The 19,022-nt window shown below is 49.0% G+C and carries 18 protein-coding genes; 6 read left to right on the top strand and 12 right to left on the bottom strand.

Annotated features, from left to right (window positions below; genetic code table 11):
* Positions 1-3: 3 nt before the first annotated feature.
* On the bottom strand, positions 4-792 hold the full coding sequence (locus CFREI_RS12795) for a class E sortase (protein WP_027012860.1): 789 nt from the start codon (positions 790-792) through the stop codon (positions 4-6).
* A gap of 62 nt (positions 793-854) precedes the next feature.
* On the opposite strand from CFREI_RS12795, the gene yidC reads away from it, so the two are divergent.
* On the top strand, positions 855-2,000 hold the full coding sequence (gene yidC / locus CFREI_RS12790) for a membrane protein insertase YidC (protein ID WP_035112196.1): 1,146 nt from the start codon (positions 855-857) through the stop codon (positions 1,998-2,000).
* Between the two features lie 131 nt (positions 2,001-2,131).
* Here yidC and CFREI_RS12785 read toward each other — a convergent pair whose 3' ends face one another.
* Together CFREI_RS12785 and CFREI_RS12780 are read right to left on the bottom strand one after the other, a co-directional pair.
* Positions 2,132-2,485: a histone-like nucleoid-structuring protein Lsr2 gene (locus CFREI_RS12785; RefSeq protein ID WP_027012861.1), complete on the bottom strand. Its 354-nt coding sequence runs from the start codon at positions 2,483-2,485 to the stop codon at positions 2,132-2,134.
* Between the two features lie 123 nt (positions 2,486-2,608).
* Entirely contained in the window at positions 2,609-3,244 is a 636-nt protein-coding gene (locus tag CFREI_RS12780; protein ID WP_027012862.1) for a DUF6474 family protein, read from the bottom strand.
* A gap of 67 nt (positions 3,245-3,311) precedes the next feature.
* On the opposite strand from CFREI_RS12780, the gene CFREI_RS12775 reads away from it, so the two are divergent.
* Positions 3,312-4,748, top strand: coding sequence for a TM0106 family RecB-like putative nuclease (locus CFREI_RS12775; RefSeq protein ID WP_027012863.1), 1,437 nt, complete (start codon positions 3,312-3,314; stop codon positions 4,746-4,748).
* Positions 4,749-5,077: 329 nt separating this feature from the next.
* Here the strand turns inward: CFREI_RS12775 and CFREI_RS12770 are convergent, their stop codons facing one another.
* Entirely contained in the window at positions 5,078-6,253 is a 1,176-nt protein-coding gene (locus CFREI_RS12770) for an MFS transporter (RefSeq protein WP_035112197.1), read from the bottom strand.
* Positions 6,254-6,381: 128 nt separating this feature from the next.
* Positions 6,382-6,984, bottom strand: coding sequence for a superoxide dismutase (locus CFREI_RS12765; protein ID WP_027012865.1), 603 nt, complete (start codon positions 6,982-6,984; stop codon positions 6,382-6,384).
* Positions 6,985-7,114: 130 nt separating this feature from the next.
* On the opposite strand from CFREI_RS12765, the gene msrA reads away from it, so the two are divergent.
* Positions 7,115-7,765, top strand: coding sequence for a peptide-methionine (S)-S-oxide reductase MsrA (msrA, locus tag CFREI_RS12760; protein WP_027012866.1), 651 nt, complete (start codon positions 7,115-7,117; stop codon positions 7,763-7,765).
* Between the two features lie 81 nt (positions 7,766-7,846).
* Here msrA and CFREI_RS12755 read toward each other — a convergent pair whose 3' ends face one another.
* From CFREI_RS12755 to CFREI_RS13405, 3 genes are all read right to left on the bottom strand, one after another.
* Entirely contained in the window at positions 7,847-8,371 is a 525-nt protein-coding gene (locus CFREI_RS12755) for an NADPH-dependent FMN reductase (RefSeq protein ID WP_027012867.1), read from the bottom strand.
* 25 nt (positions 8,372-8,396) lie between these two features.
* On the bottom strand, positions 8,397-9,806 hold the full coding sequence (locus tag CFREI_RS12750) for a Cof-type HAD-IIB family hydrolase (RefSeq protein ID WP_051255972.1): 1,410 nt from the start codon (positions 9,804-9,806) through the stop codon (positions 8,397-8,399).
* A 303-nt stretch (positions 9,807-10,109) separates the two neighbouring features.
* Complete coding sequence (locus CFREI_RS13405) at positions 10,110-10,688, bottom strand: phosphatase PAP2 family protein (RefSeq protein ID WP_353959539.1); 579 nt, start codon at positions 10,686-10,688, stop codon at positions 10,110-10,112.
* 163 nt (positions 10,689-10,851) lie between these two features.
* Between CFREI_RS13405 and CFREI_RS12745 the strand changes: the two genes are divergently transcribed.
* Genes CFREI_RS12745 through CFREI_RS12735 form a run of 3 tightly spaced genes read left to right on the top strand, consistent with a single transcriptional unit; the run spans position 10,852 to position 14,506 of the window.
* Entirely contained in the window at positions 10,852-11,805 is a 954-nt protein-coding gene (locus CFREI_RS12745; RefSeq protein ID WP_027012869.1) for an L-lactate dehydrogenase, read from the top strand.
* Between the two features lie 8 nt (positions 11,806-11,813).
* Positions 11,814-13,583, top strand: a complete 1,770-nt coding sequence (locus CFREI_RS12740) for a pyruvate kinase (RefSeq protein ID WP_027012870.1) — start codon at positions 11,814-11,816, stop codon at positions 13,581-13,583.
* A gap of 20 nt (positions 13,584-13,603) precedes the next feature.
* A complete protein-coding gene (locus CFREI_RS12735; RefSeq protein WP_027012871.1) occupies positions 13,604-14,506 on the top strand; it encodes a DUF5926 family protein in 903 nt (300 codons plus the stop codon).
* Between the two features lie 5 nt (positions 14,507-14,511).
* Here the strand turns inward: CFREI_RS12735 and CFREI_RS12730 are convergent, their stop codons facing one another.
* From CFREI_RS12730 to CFREI_RS12715, 4 genes are all read right to left on the bottom strand, one after another.
* Positions 14,512-15,483 (bottom strand): acyl-CoA thioester hydrolase/BAAT C-terminal domain-containing protein, encoded by a 972-nt coding sequence (locus CFREI_RS12730; RefSeq protein WP_027012872.1) that lies wholly within the window; start codon positions 15,481-15,483, stop codon positions 14,512-14,514.
* 85 nt (positions 15,484-15,568) lie between these two features.
* On the bottom strand, positions 15,569-16,804 hold the full coding sequence (locus tag CFREI_RS12725; RefSeq protein WP_084170763.1) for an LCP family protein: 1,236 nt from the start codon (positions 16,802-16,804) through the stop codon (positions 15,569-15,571).
* A 5-nt stretch (positions 16,805-16,809) separates the two neighbouring features.
* On the bottom strand, positions 16,810-17,484 hold the full coding sequence (locus tag CFREI_RS12720) for a CPBP family intramembrane glutamic endopeptidase (RefSeq protein ID WP_027012875.1): 675 nt from the start codon (positions 17,482-17,484) through the stop codon (positions 16,810-16,812).
* Positions 17,481-18,740: an amidase gene (locus tag CFREI_RS12715; protein WP_035112200.1), complete on the bottom strand. Its 1,260-nt coding sequence runs from the start codon at positions 18,738-18,740 to the stop codon at positions 17,481-17,483. The genes CFREI_RS12720 and CFREI_RS12715 overlap by 4 nt, the downstream gene beginning before the upstream one ends.
* Positions 18,741-19,022 lie beyond the last annotated feature (282 nt).

Here is a 19,022-nt window from a genome sequence, read left to right as displayed (position 1 = left end):
GTATTAGCTTTCCTCCAGTTCGGCTGGGCGTTGACCTTGCTGTTTTGGTTCGCTTCGAACCAGCATCGCATGCACGATCATTCGCTCAGCATTGGAAAATTGAGGGTGGCAGGTTGTCATAGTCATCAGGGATTCCATACCTGGGTTTATTTCTGTGGTCGCCACTCCAGGGATGGGATGAATGGTAGCAATATCGCCAGGTACAGTAATGATACGACCATTCACACCGGAGTAATCTCCAGTGGTTAGACGTTCGGCCTGTTCTGGGCTTAAGCAATGCAGTGCTTCGGAACGTCGTTGCTCACCTTGAGCATCGATCGGCAGAACCCGATAGATTTGCCATGCCGTGCTGGTTTCAACCACGATGGCGTCGCATGTATTGAGGTTTCCAAGATCATTAAAAGGGGCACCTTTTCCTACGCGGTGACCGGCAACTGCAAAATTACCTGGATCCCCTGGAAATTGGCTTTCGGTATAACGCCCTGGACCGGCGAGTAAGTCTTCATCACTTGTGCCTTCCACAATTGCGAAATGGAAATCAGAGCCGAACGCTGGAATATACATACGCGCAAACGCTTCACCGAGTTCAGGGGCTAGCTTTTGCCTTGGGTTTACGTTTTTCCACTGTTCATCGAGCTTGTCTGAAACTCGGGTTTGTTGCCTATTGGCTTCAAGGTTTGTCCAATAAGACTCATAGAAAGCAAAAAGAAAAAAGAGGACACCGGCTGTAATAAACAGTTCACCTAATACTTGGGTAAAGCTCAGGCGTCGCGGCTCTGCAGCATGGCTCATGGCGACAGAGTTTATCATTGCGCGCTACCATCTATCCGAGGAATCAATCTGAAAGGAAACAAATGGAAGTTTTCATCTACCCAGTTTCTGGAGTGATGAAGCTCTGGCATCTGGTTCTGCATGATGTTTTCGGCGTAAATGACCAGGTTGCTTGGCTTGTTTCTTTATTCGGTTTGATTGTTACTGTGCGCTCAATTGTCTTGCCGCTTGCCTGGAAGCAATTACGGGCTACCCGAATTATGGTGAATCTACGTCCGCAAACAAAGGCGATTGCGGATTCGTTTGCTAAGCGTACAGATGCAGATGCAGATAAGGAACAACGAGAAGCAATTAAGGCGTTGCATAAGGAGCATAATTTCAATGCAAGCTCTGGTTGCTTTCCGGCATTGATTCAGATTCCTGTGTTTATTGGTTTGTACCAGGTGTTACTCCATATGGCACGACCTGTTGAAGGAATCGATGCTGAGGTTATCCATCCCATCGGATTTTTAAATAGTGATGAGGTACGTTCCTTTCTAAAAGTAAGGATCTGGGATATTCCAGTTCCTGCGTATGTATCCATGTCACCAGAACAATTGGTGCAACTAAACACCAACCGTGATGATGTGTTTTGGTTTGTGCTACCGCTCGTAGTTGTTGCAACAATCTTCACGGTTGGGAATATGGCGTATTCAATTCGGCGTTCATACCTCACCATCGATCATGAAAACCGTGTAGCACTGCGGATGAATCGCTTTATTATCTTTATGGTTTTGGTGATTCCGTTTATGCTGATTTCTGCGGCTGTGTACTCTCCAGTTCCTGCGGCAATTGTGGTCTACTGGGTAGCTAACAATCTATGGACCCTTGCCCAGATTGTGGTGATTTCTGTGCTCCTTGATCGAAAAATGCCACTTACAGATGAGTTCGAGAATTTCCAAGATGAAGCATTTGTGCGCAGGTTAGAAAAAGAGACTGCACGTAAGGAGCGAAAACGAAGCATCCGCCGACATAGATTGTTGATGCTTGTCCAGCCGCACAAACTACTCGAGCATCGGCGAGAGATCATCAGAATAAAAAAGGAATATCGCGAACAAATTCGTGCAGAGCGCGAGAAAAAACGGGAAATTCGTAGGCTACGTATGGCCGCTAAAAAAGAACGCCGCACACAACGCAGCTCCAAAAAGGAGTCTGCGGAAACCCAGGCCGAGCAACAACCTGAAACGTAAAACGTTATTAAGGTGCTGGCGGGGTAGCGATTGTGTGCAGCAGATAAAATTAGAACAGCAGTGAGCTCAAAAGCACTTGGCTAAAGAGTTGAAGAGGGCCATGTGTAATAGCCCTCTTTCGGGACCCCAAACTAGTTGGAGTGTGCGTTGTCGTATGCCTCAATAATTGTGGCAGGAATCTTTCCGCGTTCTGCAATGGTATAGCCATTGTCGTGAGCCCACTCGCGAATTGCGCGGGTGCGTGCGCGGGAAGCATTCATGCTGGTAGGTACAGCTGCACGACGACGACCGCGGGCTGCGGCGTCGCGGCGAGCTGCGGCAATGTATGGTTTGAGGGCTTCACGGAACATATCTGCATTTTCTGCAGAGAGATCCATCACATAATCAATACCGTCAACAGAGAAGCGAATTACATGAAGCTTATCTGGAGTCAACGGAGTGTTGTTCAGGTCATCGAAGTACTGAGTAATTTCTCGGCGTGCCATAACTCAAAAATCCTTGCTTCTTGGGCCAAGTAGGCGGTTGTTATTACTGAAGAGGTGCGCAAACTGCGTGTTCTTCTGTTTAGTATATATGCCAAGAAACAATTTGGGGATTTTAGTTCAAAATTAGACCGAATGAATTTTTTGTTGAACTTCCTGAAGTAGCAAATCGAGGTCATTTGAAGTGCTTCGATGAACACGCCGACGTTGTTCCCCAGTCATATATTCTGAATTATCTACTGCACTATCTAATTGATCTAGGCGTTCATTGACATCGCGAACAAACCCACTTGGAAGCTTTGTGTTCTCAACTGTCTTTCGGATTCCCGCAATTCGCGCTTTCAAAGGTGCTCCATGGCCAGAATATTGTGCTAATTCGTGTGCACTTACTCCGAGTCGCTGAGCTTTCAAAGAAAGAAGTTGTTCCCGACCAAAAGTGATTGCGCGATATGCCAGTGGAATTAAAACAGGTACTAACACGCGAGCTGCAGCACTGTAGCGCATAATATTCGCTTTATTAAATCGACCAGCCCGCATTTGTGCGAGTGTATTTTTCGCCATAGTGCGTTCATGCTTACGCTTTGCTTTTAGTCCTCGTCGTTCTGCTTTCAAGAGTGCTTTTTCTTGGGCGGCGAGGAGTTTTGCTTGGTGGAGTTGGGTCTTTGCATTTAGCCGAACTTCTTCTTTGGCCTTTACTTTTGCGGCTTTGATTTCGGCTTTTGTGCGGGCTCGGCTTTTGCGGATTGCTTCGAAGATTCCCATGGCTCTCCCTAATGAGTTGAGGGTGTTTTATCTGTTATCACCTTACCTGTCTAGGCTGGTAGGCATTGTGGAAAAGGACATTACGGATCTTTTGGGCTGTCGTTATCGTGCTGTGCAACGTAGGAAGTTTCCTGACGTCCCGCCGACAGAGGCAGCAAAGCAACGTGCGGCCCGTGCGGAGGAGGGGCGTCGTCAAGCAATGCAATTACTGCCGCAGGCTGGGATAATCCCTGGTTTTACGCGTATTGACGCCCTCGGGGAAGAGGAAACCTTTGATGCGTTGGTGGCCGGCGCAGATCTTATTACAAATGCGGAGTTTGTGGTGTCGGATGTGCGGGTGCATATCGACGTCCTTGTGCGCGATGCCGACAACTATATTCCTGTGGTAGTAAGCAGTCACAGGGTGGCTCGACCAGCGAAAACGGCGAAACAAGAGACAGTGCCCACGAGCGAATTGGGCATCGGTCGTCCAGTTTATGCAGGCTGGAAAGTTCGTAATCATGCTGCTGATACATACCGTCTAGCCCTTGCTGACCGAGCTCTTGCAGAATACGGTTTAGCCAGCGGCAAAGGTGGCGCAATAGGGCAAGACCCTTCACTTACTTTTATTGAGCCGGTAGCGCCTCTGCAAAACGGTCTAACGCAAGCGTTGGAAACACCAGAACCAACTACTCCGCGACGCATGAAAGAATGCAAGAGCTGCAGATATTGGTTTGATTGCGAACGCGAACTAGTGGCCCGCGATGATATTTCGCTGCTACTGAGTGGGGACTCTGGCTCGCACTATATCAATCAGGGCATCACTACAGTGCAGCAGCTTATCGACGCCAACCTAGGTGAATCTTCCCAGTTGGCGCGGGCGTGGCGGAAGGGAATTCCAGTATTGCGTCGCAATGACGTAACTATGGCTCGATATGATATTGAAATAGATATTGATTTGGAAGCGTACCTAGACCATGGTGCTTATCTGTGGGGTGTTAGCGATGGTCAAACGTACATTCCATTTGTAACCTGGGAGCCGCTCGGTGGTGAGGCAGAAGCGCGAAATTTCGCTATGTTTTGGAACTATCTAAAGGCCAAGCTTTTGGAAGCTAGAACACAAGGCAAGTCGATCGCGGTCTACTGTTACTCCAACCATGGTGAGAACTACTGGATGAGGAGTTCTGCGAAAAGATTTGCGGGCTACCCTGGAGTTCCAAGTGAGGGGGAGGTCAATGCTTTTCTGAACTCCCCTTACTGGATCGATGTATTCCGTGAAGTAAGGAAGCAATTAGTGGGCCCCGAGGGGCTGGGATTAAAGATTGTTGCGCGTGTGGCGGGTTTTTATTGGGAAGGTGATTTAGATGGTGAAGCTAGTGTGAATGCGTATAGGCAAGCTTTCAATGAAAATAACGCTGAAATACGTGAGCAAATACTTCGCTATAACCGGGATGATTGCTTAGCAACGGGGGCGGTTAGAAAATGGTTAAGTCACGGAGCGCCAGGTATTCCAATCTTGCACTAAGAAAAATTGGTAGATTTTCGCTTTTTTGCACAATGAGTCTTCTTGATCGTTTCATGTAAGTGCTCTCGTGAGTGTTAACACTCTGGAAAAGTATCCCCCTCGGCAATTTTTGATTGGGCCCTAATAAATTGGGGCATGATTCGCTCATTGAAAACCTCGTGAGAAATAGGTTACGTGTCACATAAATCTTGAGTGCAGATATTTTGTCGCTATGTAGGCGAAAATGGGCGCAAGATTGTGTATTCCTATAGGAGTAATAGTTGAAATACTAAAAAACTTAAAAAATATTATAGCTGCAATGTTGATATATTGGTCCTGTGGGGGACTGGTCAGTTTTTATTAGCGAAGTATACTGCTGCAGTACCAAATATGGTCATAAGAAAAAGTAGTCCACAGATAAGGCCGGCCCAGCCGAAATAAGAAAATATATAACCGGACACCCAGCCAAGGACAGAAGAACCGCAATAGTAGCAAAACAAGTACATACTTGTAGCCTCAGCTCTGTGTGAAATTGCAGTTTTGCCAATAGCGCCTGAAGCTGTGGAATGGAGTGCGAAAAAGCTGGCAGTAAAAAGCAGAAGAGCTACCATGGTTATGCCGAAGTGGGTTGACGCACATCCAATGAGCCCGAGTGTGGAGGTTATAACGAGGCCAACAACAGTGTTTGCCGTTCCAAATCTTGCTACAAGTGTTGCGGCGGTAGTTGAGCTCCAGGTGCCTGATAAAAACAGTAGGAATAGTGATCCGGTGACTGCTTCGCTCAAATGAAACTGAGAGACCATCCGATATCCCAAGTAGTTATAAAGCGAAACGAAGGCACCCATATTAAGAAAGCCTGAAATAAAAAGTGCTGCCAGTTTTGGATTTTTCCAGTGCATCACCATGATCCGGAATTCTGACCTAAAAGTCAGGGTTTTCGGGTGAAAGCGCTGTTGACTGGGGAGCAACCAAACGAAAAGTACAGCAAACGTCAATGCAATGCACCCATTGACAAAAACAGCATTTTGCCAAGGCATAAACTCTACCGCAGTAGCGGGAATTAGGCGGCCTAAAAGTCCGCCGATAGATGTGCCTGCCACATAGAGCCCCATCATATGGCCAAGATCTTCGATGCGAACCTCTTCGCTGATCCAGGCCATTGCTACAGCTGGAACTCCGGCTAAAAGGATTCCCTGGATTGTGCGGCCAATAATAAAAGCTTCAATTGAAGGCAACCACGGCAATACAAGTCCAAGGCCAACTGCGAATACGACTGAGACGCTAAGAATACGTCCACGTCCAAATCGCTCCGAAAGTATGGATGCCGGGACGATACAAACAGCGAGTGCTCCAGTGGTGGCGGATATAGTAAGAGCCGCCTGTGATGGCGAAATGCCTAGATCTTGGGTGAGTGTGGGAAGAAGTGCTTGCGTTGCGTATAGCGTATTGAATGAAGCTAGACCAGCCGCAACCATGGCGAGTACAGCGCGAAGATATTGTCGGTCACCGCGGTGTAATCCACTCATGCATAGACGATATCGAATCGCCGGGTTGATTGGGGCCCCACTGGTGCAATAAAAAGCGATAAATACGCTTGTGGGTTGTGCCTGTCAATTTTACGACGAGCACAACCCACAAAGAAACGAATGTGATTTTACTTCACTGCGGTTGCATAGCGTGCAGCAACTTCATCCCAGTTGAAAACGTTCCATACGGCGTCTACATAATCTGCCTTAACGTTCTTGTACTGAAGATAGAAAGCGTGTTCCCACATGTCGAGAAGAAGTAGTGGAGCGAGGTCAATCGAGAGATTGCCCTGTTGATCGGTCATTTGTTCAATAACAAGGCGCTTACCAACCTTGTCATAACCTAAAACTGCCCAGCCGGAGCCCTGAAGGCCTAGAGCTGCAGCATTGAAGTGCGATTTAAAGGCTTCAAATGAGCCAAAGTCGCGGTTGATTGCTTCTGCAAGTTCGCCTGTGGGTTCACCACCACCATTTGGTGAAAGGTTCTTCCAAAAGAGTGAGTGGTTGGTGTGTCCGCCGAGGTTAAAGGCTAGATCTTTGCTTAGTGCGGTAACGGCTACCCCAATGGAGCCATTTGCGCGAGCATCCTCGAGTTTTTCCAGGGCTGCATTCGCACCATTTACGTAGTTTTGATGATGCTTGGTGTGGTGGAGTTCCATGATTTCGCCGGAGATATGCGGCTCGAGCGCATCGTATGCATAGTCGAGTGAGGGGAGTTCGTAGACGGCCATACTTGTCCTTTCTAAGTCTGGTGTTACCCATGATAAGGCAAATGCGAACTTGCGCAAGGCACGCCTTTATGTAGAGAAATATTTAGGAGCTCGCATGTGTTGCAGGTTGCGAGAAGAAAGGAAGCTGTACATGGGTTGGGTGTTTAAGAAAACGCCAGAAATGGTCACCGCTGAAACTGCACTCCGAGGCGGCAGTGCTCCGGTCCTGGACGAACCAAAACCACATACCGTATTGGGAACTCCAATCACAGGTCCGTGGCGAGAGGGACAACAAAGCATTCTTATTGGAATTGGCTGTTTCTGGGGTGCGGAAAAGCTCTTCTGGGAGTTAGATGGGGTGGAGTCAACCTCTGTTGGGTACGCAGGCGGCTATACACCAAACCCAACATATAGGGAAGTGTGTACGGGACGTACTGGTCATACCGAGGTGGTGGAAGTGGTCTATGATCCTGAGCAGATTTCTTTGGACACAATTATTACGGCCGCGCTTGAAGCACATGATCCTACGCAAGGTTTTCGTCAGGGCAATGACGTAGGTACACAGTACCGTTCAGCGTTCTACACATTAGGCGATTCGGCGATTGACGACGCCGCCCACATTAAGCAACGCCTTAATGATTACGCTGAACGTTTGGCTGTGCATGGGTACGGTCCAATTACTACAGAAGTGGCACCGCTTCATGGAGAGTACTACCGGGCAGAGGATTATCACCAACAGTATCTTGATAAAAATCCACAAGGATACTGCCCACATCATTCCACAGGTGTTGCCTGCGGTTAGGAGTATAGACCCGGATAGGCAAAAAGGGTGGTTGCGGGAAAACGCAACCACCCTTTTATTGTATTAGAGCAAAGTGCTCAATTAGGCAGCGGCAATAACGCGCTCAACGAGGGAGTTGAGGGCCTTGACCTGCTCATCGGAAGCATTGAGCTTGCCGTCAACAACATCGGAACCGAGGTTGATGGAAACTTCTTCTGGAACATCCTTGACCTTAAGGGTGCCCATGATGGTGCGCCAGTGCGCAACAGCATTGCGGCCCCCACCGAAGGAGTAGCCAACATAGCCGACTGGCTTGTCGTTCCACTCAGAAGCGAGGTGGTCGATGGCGTTCTTGAAAGCGCCAGGAACAGAGCTGTTGTACTCAGGGGTTACAAAGATAAAGCCTTGGCAATCGTCGATTGCCTTGCTGAAAGCTGCGACCTTTGCATCCTTGTACTCTTTGTTGAGCATCATCGGAGGGGTGTCGCCGGTGAAGAGAGGGAGATCAAACTTCTGGATGTCGATGATTTCGAAGTCTGCGCCGGTGGCATTCTCAGCTACCCACTGGCCGATGCTTTCGCCCACACGGCCTTCGCGGATACTGCCTACTACGATTCCAATTTTCATAGAAACTAACTTAGCAAAAATGGGGTCAGGTCAACAAAAACAGTGCATTTAGGGTTTTTATGACTCCGTTTTCCTTGTTCGAAGGTACGCGCCATTTAGCTGCATTTGTAAGAATCGGATGGGCGTTATCAACTGCAAAAGAAAGTTCTGCTTCCCACATCATTTCAAGATCATTGAGATAGTCTCCAAAGGCCGCTGTACGGTCACGTCGAATGCCCATAGCACTTTGCAGTTCTAGGAGAGCAACTCCCTTATTGATATTGGAATCCATGACGTCGATCCAATATGGGCTGGAAATCGTGGCCACATATTCTGGGCCGAGATCGGGAGTGGGATATGTTTCCGAGCCTTCAAAGGCAAATAGTGCAACCTTTACGCAAGCGATGTCCTTAAGATCATCAAAATTATCGACGATCTCATAAGATGCGTAGTACTTTTCCACTTCGGTGCGAAATTCAGCTGAACCGTCCTCGATATAGGCAATATCGGCTGTGCATAGCACTAAACTTGCTGGCAAATCGATGGTGCGCACGGCGTCGATAAGTTTTTGGACGATGCGCGGATTAAGAACGGTGGAGTGGATAACTTCGCCTTGATGGACTAATACATTGCCATTTTCAGCAATAAATGTATCTGTATCGGGGAAAAGTTTAGCCAAGGTGGCATACTGCCTACCACTGGCTGGTACGAATGTCACACCAAACTCTTGCATTTGCGCATGAATATCGGAGAAGCCAGGTGGTATTGCGCCAGATTCATCAAGGAGCGTACCGTCCATATCACTCACCACTAATTTAGGAATTTTAGGTGGGTAGTGGTCTAACGTTTGACCTCGACGTCGATCCAAATGACGAGCAATCAGACCACAATCCACGGCTGCTTGGACGTCGTTTGCATAATTATCCCCAACCATTAACGTCTTGGAAGGCTCTACACCAAGTCGCTCGAGCGCCGCCTGATAACACCGAGGGTCAGGTTTCGAATACCCCAACTCCTCGCTGGTCAGCAATGTAATCTTTGGGTGTGCAAGGCCAGTACGCTCTAGTTTTAATTTTTGGATCTCTGTTGTGCCATTGGTAAGAATGCCAATTTTGGCACCTGTGGCTAAAGCGTGATTCAACGACGATTTAGCATCATTGAAAGCTTGGCAATTCTTTAAATACAGTGCAAAGAGTTGTTCGAATAGTGTGTCTGCTTCAGCATCGGAACAAGATGGCTGCCCCAAATACTCTCGAACACTGTTTCGCCGTTGCTCTTGGCGCGTTATTTTGCCTTGCTCATAGGACTTAAACCATCGTTGCTCAATTTCGAACCAACGCTCGACTTCCGGAGACTTATTGAGGGCGGACCCCCATGCTTCTAATGCGTCATGAGTGGATCGATAGTGGTCAATAAGGGTCCCGTCAAGGTCAAAGAGAATTGCTTGGATGGTCACGTTGCCTGATTGTACGTCCCTTTTTTACATGTTTTCGGAAAGTGTTCAAATTGATACACTTCGATGGTTATCTACTGTTAAAAAACGGTATTTTTGAGGCTGAGCTTCTGGCGATAAATTGCTAACAAAATAAAAATTGCTTATCGGGTGTTGCTATTCATCGAGTGCGGTAACCATCACAAAATCGCTCAAGTAAAGCTGGAGGATTTTGCAGACAGGGAGGAGGTAATATCGCACTCTTATTTGATACCTAAAGCCGTGGTTGTGGATGGTTACGTGTGGAGTTGAGATGTCCTGGTTGACCTAAGTCTGATTTGTGGAGCTATGGTGAGGCGCCCAAAGATTTTTCTGAAAGCGGAAAAACCAAAAAGTAATCGGAAATAAAAGACATAGGCTTATGGCGAAGGAGCCGAATACATCACTAAACCAATGGTGTCCTAGATAGATTCGAGAAAAACCCATAAGAAGCGAGAAACTAAGCGCTAGCCAATATGCATACTTAGAACCAATAATTACCGCGAAGATTCCGGTGATTAGGGCTGCATTCATGGTGTGACCGCTCGGAAAACTCCAGGTGTTTTCAATAGGTGCAATGGCAAATTCATGTGGTGGTCGAGGGCGCTCTATAAGAACTTTAAGTGCGTGAGAGACTAGGGTGCTGGTGGCGGCCGTAGCGCTAAAGAAAACAATCGGAAAAGCTGAGCGCCGTTTGTAGGAAATATATGCAGTCGGGATTGCCAAGATTGCGGTCAATATAGGGAATTGCCCAAAGTGAGTGAACGCTGTTACTCCATGTGCAAAAGGTCGTTCTCTTTGGAAAAAAGAGAATATCCAATGGTCAAGAGGTATAAGTGTGTGGCTATAGTATGCGATGCCTGCCATACAAAGCGCGGTTGCGCTTCCTATGGAAGCTGTTCGGAAGGTGAACATGGTCAGCATTGTATCCTGTGAGAAATCGGGCACATTTCCACGTTGAAAGCTTGTAAACGGAAATAATCGGGCATAGGCTTATGGGAACCATATAGGCAGTTGAAAGAGGGCGGACATGAAGGTCAGCGTCGGAAACAAGGTTGTACTCATTGGTGCGGGGGATGTTGGTGTTGCTTATGCGTACGCGCTAGTCAATCAGGGGACATGCGATCACCTGGCAATCATTGATATTGATGAGCGAAAGCTTGAAGGCAATGTGATGGACCTGAACCACGGTGTTGTGTGGTCGCATTCTCGGACAAAAGTAACCAAAGGCAGTTACGAGGATTGTAATGACGCCGCTATGGTGGTTATTTGTGCCGGTGCAGCCCAGAAACCTGGCGAAACGCGCTTGCAGCTGGTTGACAAGAACATGAAAATTATGAAGTCCATTGTTGACCAAGTAATGGCCAGTGGATTTGATGGGATTTTCCTTGTTGCCTCAAATCCTGTGGATATTTTGAGTTATGCGGTTTGGAAGTACTCTGGTTTACCTTCGCATCGCGTATTGGGTTCCGGAACTGTTCTTGATTCTGCCCGTTTCCGCTACATGTTGGGTGAAATGTATGAAGTAGCTCCAACTTCAGTACATGCCTACATTATTGGTGAGCATGGTGATACGGAATTACCTGTGCTTTCGTCCGCAACTATTGCTGGTGTGTCTATGCGTAAGCAATTGGAAAAGGACCCAACGCTTGAGTCTCGTCTTGAAAAAGTGTTCGAAGAAACACGTGATGCTGCATATGCGATTATCGACGCCAAGGGCTCCACGTCATATGGCATTGGTATGGGCTTAGCCAGGATTACCCGCGCAATTTTGCATAACCAGGATGTTGCGCTTCCAGTTTCTTGTTTGCTCAATGGCGAGTACGGCGAAAGCAACATTTATATTGGTACACCAGCTATTATTCACCGTAAGGGCGTGCGGCGTGCGGTGGAGTTGGAACTCACCGATCATGAGAAAGAGCGTTTTCGGCATTCCGCTGCTACATTGCGCGCCATTCAGGAGCAGTTTTTCCCAGCTGAATAGGAGACACTATGGCGCCAGATCTGCCTCGGCTTATTGCGGATGTTGATGGTTTGCTTTCTGAATTGGATCAAGAATCAGCCCGCTTTGCACGGCAGTTAGATTTGGTGCATTCAACGCATGCGCATGGTGCTTTGAATATGGTGCACTATGCGCATTTGCGGTCGCGCGATCAACGGCGTCTTCAAGCAGGGTTGGAGGCATTTGGCGCTACGCGGCTGTCTACAGCGGAGCCTGCGGTCAAAGCAAGGCTTAAGGCTGCACGCAACGTTTTGGGTGCCCTGTATGGAGACGCGATTATTTATACAAAGCAAGAATTGGCCGAGGCTTTTGCTCACGCTGATGAAATTCTTGAACAGCACACACTTGAACTGTTTGGGCCGGGGGATGACGAGGCACCGTCGCGAATTATGGTGACATTGCCAACAGAAGCCGCATATGATCTTGACCTTGTTCGTGGGCTTATTGATGCTGGAATGGATTTAGCCCGCATTAATTGCGCTCATGATGGGCCTGAAGTTTGGCGAGCCATGATCGAAAACGTGCATAAGATTCGCCCAAATATGCGCATTAGTATGGACCTTGCAGGGCCAAAGATTCGTACAGCGGGCATTGCCCCTGGCCCTGCGGTTGGGCGTGCACGCGTACTTCGCGACGCCGCTGGCCAAGTCATTCACCCATCGCATCTCTGGTTGAACACTACTGGCATCCCCGCCCCCGATGTTCTTGGTCGCCCAGCATTGTGTGCGCGTGTCGACGCCGCCTGGCTCGCCGACCGCAAGGAGGGGGACGTCGTCACGCTTATTGATAACCGCGGACTAGCGCGCGAATTTGTGGTGAAGATTTCAGGTGAAGGCGTCCTTGCTGAAGGTCAGCGCAATGCCTGGATTGCTGACGGCACCCCAATAACCTGTAATGGTTCCACAGCGATCTTGAGTGGCATTCCCCCAACATTGCAACGCTTACGGCTCACTCAAGGTGATCAACTTATTCTTACTACAGCCCAAGATGATTGTGTGCCTATACCAGGACAAACACCTGTCCTGGGTTGTACCCTTCCGGAAGCAGTACGGGCACTACAAGTAGGGGAACGTGTAATTTTTGATGACGGCGCACTTACCGCTATCGTTTGTGCGGCAGATAAAGAAACCCGAACACTGGAAATCACCCGTGGTACCGCCAATCTGGGAGCCCACAAAGGCATAAATCTCCCTGACACGCAATTACCGTTGCCCAGCCTTACTGAAGAAGACGAACGCGACCTGCAGTTTATTGCGCAACATGCCGATATTGTGGCCGTAAGTTTTATTCGCACTCCAGAAGATGTGGCTTATGTTCTGGAACGCGTTCCCGAAAACCTAGGGCTCATTCTTAAAGTTGAAACCATCCCTGCACATAAAAATCTTCCACTTATCCTGCTAGAAGGAATGCGCCATCCCAAACTTGGCATTATGATTGCGCGCGGCGACCTTGCCGTAGAACTAGGTTTTGAACGCCTGGCGGAAGTACCTTCGCACATTATGTCAATGGCTGAAGCTGCCCATGTGCCAGTAATCCTAGCCACGCAAGTACTCGAAACAATGGCAAAATCTGGGCTGCCGTCCCGGGCCGAAATAACCGACGCCGCCTTTGCGCTTAGAGCCGAATGCGTCATGTTGAATAAAGGCCCACACATTACCTCCGCAATTGAAGTACTAGTAAAACTGTGCCGAAAACTCGGACGCAGCCAACGCAAAACCAGAATGCTATTGCGCCATATCCAGAGCTGGGACGAAAACTAAGGTGCGGTATCTTCGAAAACATGGCTAAAAAGAAAAAGAAGGATGACCTCCCCGAAGGTATGAGCCGCCGCCAGGCAAAACTCGCAGCTCGGGCAGCAGAACGCGCCGCATTTGAACGTGATCCGCGCCCATACAATGAACTGCCAATGGAAGCTGAATTGGTGGCCATGCAAGAATTCGTACCTTCAGCCGTGGCCACAGCCACCATTAACGATGTAGAAATCAATATTGTCACCGTGCTACCAGGCGCAGTCGCAGGCCTAATCCGTGAAGCCGAAATCGGTGGGGAGCGCTTTGTGGCTCTGCAAACCCGTAACCGCTCACACAACCCAGGCCGTGACCTTGCATATGCGCTGACTTGGGCACTTAATGCAGCGCCAGGATCAACTCTGGAAAGTTGCGTAGCTGACGGCACCCAACCCGCAATATCTGAACTGCTCGGCTCCGTAACATTTGAAGTTACCCCACACCAAGATTTCCAATGGTGGCTCCCCAAAGACACCGACCTCAACCCCGAAATGGCAAACTCACTGAAGCAAGCCAACGACTCAGTTATGCCTTCTTGGCCAGTTGAAGCCAAAATTTCCGGTAGCGCATGGTGGATTGATCCAGGCGAAAAAGCGCATATCCGCTGGGTGCGCACAGACAATGAAGAACAATTGCTACGTGCTTTAGCCCGTATCGGCGCCGCTGGTCAGCTGCACCTGGGGGAAGATACCAAGTTTGCTGGTGTATTCCGCACCCACGGAATTGCTGTGCCGGTATTTGATCTTGACCCAACAATTCCCCATATTGAATTTGCGCCCGCACTAGAAGCGCTGGATAAACTCATTTCAGCCGAACTAGAAAATGAAGCCCAATTGACGCCAGCCGAACGGCGCCAATTGGAAAATATTAAATCACGGCAGGTCACAATCCGTTAGCCCGACTAAGGGAGCCATTGAAGCAATTTCTTATGCGAATCCTCCGCCATTGCTTTATTGGCTTCCTCCGTGCCGCCAAGCCGCAAAAACCCGACTTCATCTGGTGCGCCTAATGCATGCCCACCATCGGGATAAATGTGTACTTCTGCCCTATCCCCCACACGTTGCTGGATATCCTTTGCAGCGGTAGAAGAACCCCAAAGTTCATCTTTTTCACCCGCAACAATAAATAACCTAGCCTTTGTTTTCTCTATCTTTATGCGGGCTTGTTCGCGTTCTGCCTCAGGTGTGTTTTTTAATGCACTTGAATAGGTGGGTTCAAATGTTACCGGTTTTGCTAGAGTCAATGAAACCGCTTGCCAAAACAACACAGGACCATCTGCTTGAGAAAAATTAATATACGGGATTGGTTTATCTTCCCAAGTGAAACTGGGGTGGTACTCCATTCGTCCGCCCAATCCTTGCCAGTGGTGCATTGTGGGGGCAACTAAAGCCACATTATCAATTTCTGGATAATAGGTTGAAAGCAAAAGCGCCAATTCAGCGCCTTTCGATCCACCCATGACAGTGATTGGCTTAGACAAATTGGGCAATACATCATTAAAGAGTTCTAACGGTACGTTTTCGAGCGTTTCTTTTTGCCCAGGTTGCCCAAAATAATACAGGGCATACACTTCATGCCCTTCAGCTGCGAGTTTCGCGGCTGTGACAGTATCTGCGCTGCCTTCAGAACCACCAAACGTGACTATGGTGCCAGGGTGTTTTTTCTCATCAGGAACTAGGTGATAGCCACGTGCATATTCGCCTTGAAAATCGGAAACGGTTATACCTTCTGTAGGAGGTGGCGCAGAGGCTATTTCAGAATTTTTCCAAGAGGAAGTATTCCATGCCCGAATACCAAATACTAGCGCTACTAATACAACCAGTATGGCCACGAATATCAGCCCTATACGCAGTAAAATTCGTGCAATTTTCATACATAAATTTTACCGCACATACTTTCTTGAGTACAGCATAGGAGCTGCATGATTTTTAACCATAGAATGCGATGGCTCAGTGTGATTAGCGCAGCTTGCTAAATAGCTCCTCGGAGGCCACTTCATCCCAAAGTACAACATTGCCAACGTCATAGTCTGCAAAGCCGCCAACAGGAACAGTTTCAGTAATCATGCCACCACGCATGCGTATTGCTAGCCATGCTAGGTGCCAAGCATGGTCACTTTTTCCTACGGTAAAAGTGCTAGCGGCTTTGGTAATAAACGGAATTGTATTGAGCGGTTTGAATTTAGAGGCTTCGGCCATGAGTGCGCTAAAAAATTGGCGTTGCCGAGCTACGCGGTCTAAATCACCCTGCGGGGTCGCACGGGTACGTACAAATCCTAGAGCAGTGGGGCCATCCATAATTTGGCAGCCAGGCTGCAGATTAATCCCAGCCAATGGGTCGTCGATTGGCTGTTCTACGCAGATTTCAATGCCGCCGAGGGCGTCGACAATTCCTGCGAAGCCTCCAAATCCGATTTCGGCATAATGGTTAATGCGTAGACCCGTAGCCTGTTCTACAGTTTGCGTGAGTAATTTGGGCCCGCCGACAGAAAAAGCTGCATTGATTTTATCGTATCCGTAGCCCGGAATTTCTACATAAGAGTCGCGGGGGATCGAAACTAGTGTCGGTTCCCCGGTTAGGGGAATATGCAGCAACATAATGGTGTCTGTGCGCCCATGGCCAATATCGCCGCCGGTGGCAAGCCGTTGTATTTCTGCCTCATCGAGTCCTTGACGAGAATCCGAACCAACCAGAAGCCAGTTTGTCCCACTGGTGTTTGAGATCGATACATCAGGGTCTGCATCAACTCGTTGAAGAGAAGCATCAATAAATAGCACACTTGCGATAACGAGCGTAAGGATTGTCAGTAGCCCCAATGCAAATACACGCTTTGCGCTACCTTTTTTGCGGGGGCGCTTTGGTTTCCTCGGTGTCTGCTGTGGTACCGGCGAACCGCTATATACCGGGGGCCTGTTATTCCTGCCGCCACCATACCCGCCACCAGTGTTTTGGGTGGAACTGGGGTTTTGGTTTTGAGGGATCCGAACATGCCCGACGTTTCCAGGGCGAGACGCCCGGTGTTGAGGTAGCGGCCCTTGCGGATTCCGATGCTGAGGCAATTGTTGCGGTGATTGCCCAAGTGCGGCGGAATGACGCGCCGGAGGCTTTCGTTGGGCGCTGCTGGAGCGTCGAACAGGGCGGCCAAAACGATCAAGTATCGGCCTACCTGAGCTATCGCGGGCTATGTCATCCATGTGGATTACCTTAGTGCAGTTAGGAGGGGATAGCCGAGGAAGGCAACAGCATCTATAAGGAAATGCCCAATAATCAGCGGCCACACACGCCCAAAACGCTGATATACCCAGGCAAATAGCACTCCCATAACAATGTTTCCAAAACCTGCGCTTACCCCCTGGTACAGGTGATAACTCCCTCGCAAGCTTGCCGACGCCGCGACCGCCGCCCATGGCCCCCACCCCAACTGCTTAAGTCGCACCAGCAGCCAAAACACCACAACGGTTTCTTCTGCGAACCCATTAGCGAAACTCCACACCAAGCTCATCGCATTTGCATTCGGAATCACTTCCTTTGTCCAACCAAATTGCAAGGCGCCTAGATATAACACCAAACCTGGTAATCCAATTACCGCAGCCAATAATGCCCCTTGCGGAAAGTCCCAACGGCGCAGCCTCGGCATATGGATACCGTCTTTATCCAAAAGCACTAACACCAAAAGTCCCCAACCGATAAGGACTCCGGCCGACGTCAATTGCAATAACGGATCTAGCCATGTTGTTGTCTGTGGAGCATGTAGCTGCACTGACTGCTGGTTGAGTGGATCCGGTTGGAGTAGGGCGTCGATAAGCCGCAGAAAGGAGCGCAAACCTTGCATGCCAAAGGTCACAAGCAGTACAACGCCAATTTCTTTTTTCATCGATGCAACACCCCAGCTACACCCAGTAACTCCGCAGGTGACGCCGATACCGCGCCCAAATGCACACTTTTCCCAGCATAAGGAATAGAAATCGCGGCACCTCCGGTCATATTAAATAACGAAGCCCACGGGGTCCACTCCGTCTGTGCTGCGAAATCGTCCGCAGGCGCAAGCTGTGAAAACGTACCGATAGGTGGCGGGTCAAACGCCAGTGAGGGCGTCAACAAAACATCCACACCCCACCGTTGCGCAATATCCGAAACCTTATGAAACCTCTCCAACGCCAAGCCCCGATCAACTTCCAATGACCGCAACCAATCAATAATCGGCGAAGCTTTGCCTTTAATTTTCCGCGAAAGCAAAGCAATCACCTCTGAAAACGCCTGGAAGACCCAGTCCCCATAACGCTCGACCTCAACCACTGCAAAACCAGCATCAGATAGCTCATTCGCGGCCGCACCTGCGGCACCAGCCCACGCCGGCTCAACCTGGCCATCCCCATGAAGCGGCTGTGTCAATACACCAATACGCAGCCTCCGCGAAACCGGAACAATCCTATGCAAAAACGCAGCATCCTCCACGGACCTTGTAATAAACCCCTGCACAGTCAACTTTCCACCTCGACTTACATGCGCAGGTTTAAAACCAACAAGGCCCGTCGCCGCTGCCGGAACTCGAATAGAACCCCCGCCATCAGACGCATGAGCAGCAGGAACCAACCCCAAAGTCACAGCCACAGCAGCCCCACCTGATGAACCTCCAGGCGTGCAACCAGGAAACCTTGGATTATCCACAACGGGAAACCCAATCGGTTCCGTATATGCTGTCATCCCCATTTCTGAAGTCTGAGACTTTCCCGGAACTACCATTCCGCCTTGAATCAAAGCACTAATAAACGGATCTGTAACCTGCGGAAATTCTCGCCGATACACCGCGCCATACGCGCACGGAAAACCATGAACGGGAGATAAATCCTTTACCGGAATTGGCAAGCCGAAAAAATGATCGAATTGTGCAGGAATATGATTCGTGCGGACATTTGAATTTGACGATGCAGTAGGTGAAAGCGGAAACTTTCGCTCCAGCTTCCTGGCATTATCGAAAGCAAAATCCAAATCAAGCGAAGCGAAACAAGGAAACGCTTTGGGAAGACGGTGGTCAATCTCTTCGATCAACTCCGAAGGTCGCACTTCTTTCCCGTGCAAAGCCGCAGAAAGCGCTGGCAAGGGTAAATCAAGCGGGGAATCTTTGGGCACGAACAATAAGTTTACTCAGTAACTTTTGGTAGCAGCCCCGGGCTCGAGGGCTCAATTGAATGGCTGGGCGCGTAGGCCAAGTTTGCTGTCTGGTTGCTTTGAATAAGCACGCTCACACGGTCGGTGATACAAAAAGGGCAAGTTTTTTAAAAACCCTTCCATTTTGTATCAGTTGGGTTTTTCTGACCTGGGGTTTTGCAGAGGCGGGTGATACAAAAAGGGCAAGTTTTTCAAAAAGTAGGGAAAAAAAGTTTCACTTCCCTCACTGGTCACAACGTCTCA

It is taken from the genome of Corynebacterium freiburgense (assembly GCF_030408815.1).
Classification (GTDB): Bacteria; Actinomycetota; Actinomycetes; order Mycobacteriales; family Mycobacteriaceae; genus Corynebacterium; species Corynebacterium freiburgense.
Note: the sequence above shows the minus strand (reverse complement) of the source record. Positions and strands in the feature narration are given on the sequence as shown.

Coding starts and splice junctions, on each gene's coding strand:
- CFREI_RS12785 (WP_027012861.1), bottom strand. CDS start 2,485: ATGGCACGCCGAGAAATTACTCAGTACTTCGATGACCTGAACAACACT.
- yidC (WP_035112196.1), top strand. CDS start 855: ATGGAAGTTTTCATCTACCCAGTTTCTGGAGTGATGAAGCTCTGGCAT.
- CFREI_RS12770 (WP_035112197.1), bottom strand. CDS start 6,253: ATGAGTGGATTACACCGCGGTGACCGACAATATCTTCGCGCTGTACTC.
- CFREI_RS12765 (WP_027012865.1), bottom strand. CDS start 6,984: ATGGCCGTCTACGAACTCCCCTCACTCGACTATGCATACGATGCGCTC.
- CFREI_RS12745 (WP_027012869.1), top strand. CDS start 10,852: ATGAAGGTCAGCGTCGGAAACAAGGTTGTACTCATTGGTGCGGGGGAT.
- CFREI_RS12735 (WP_027012871.1), top strand. CDS start 13,604: ATGGCTAAAAAGAAAAAGAAGGATGACCTCCCCGAAGGTATGAGCCGC.
- msrA (WP_027012866.1), top strand. CDS start 7,115: ATGGGTTGGGTGTTTAAGAAAACGCCAGAAATGGTCACCGCTGAAACT.
- CFREI_RS12780 (WP_027012862.1), bottom strand. CDS start 3,244: ATGGGAATCTTCGAAGCAATCCGCAAAAGCCGAGCCCGCACAAAAGCC.
- CFREI_RS12730 (WP_027012872.1), bottom strand. CDS start 15,483: ATGAAAATTGCACGAATTTTACTGCGTATAGGGCTGATATTCGTGGCC.
- CFREI_RS12795 (WP_027012860.1), bottom strand. CDS start 792: ATGAGCCATGCTGCAGAGCCGCGACGCCTGAGCTTTACCCAAGTATTA.
- CFREI_RS12755 (WP_027012867.1), bottom strand. CDS start 8,371: ATGAAAATTGGAATCGTAGTAGGCAGTATCCGCGAAGGCCGTGTGGGC.
- CFREI_RS12725 (WP_084170763.1), bottom strand. CDS start 16,804: ATGGATGACATAGCCCGCGATAGCTCAGGTAGGCCGATACTTGATCGT.
- CFREI_RS13405 (WP_353959539.1), bottom strand. CDS start 10,688: ATGGCAGGCATCGCATACTATAGCCACACACTTATACCTCTTGACCAT.
- CFREI_RS12740 (WP_027012870.1), top strand. CDS start 11,814: ATGGCGCCAGATCTGCCTCGGCTTATTGCGGATGTTGATGGTTTGCTT.
- CFREI_RS12720 (WP_027012875.1), bottom strand. CDS start 17,484: ATGAAAAAAGAAATTGGCGTTGTACTGCTTGTGACCTTTGGCATGCAA.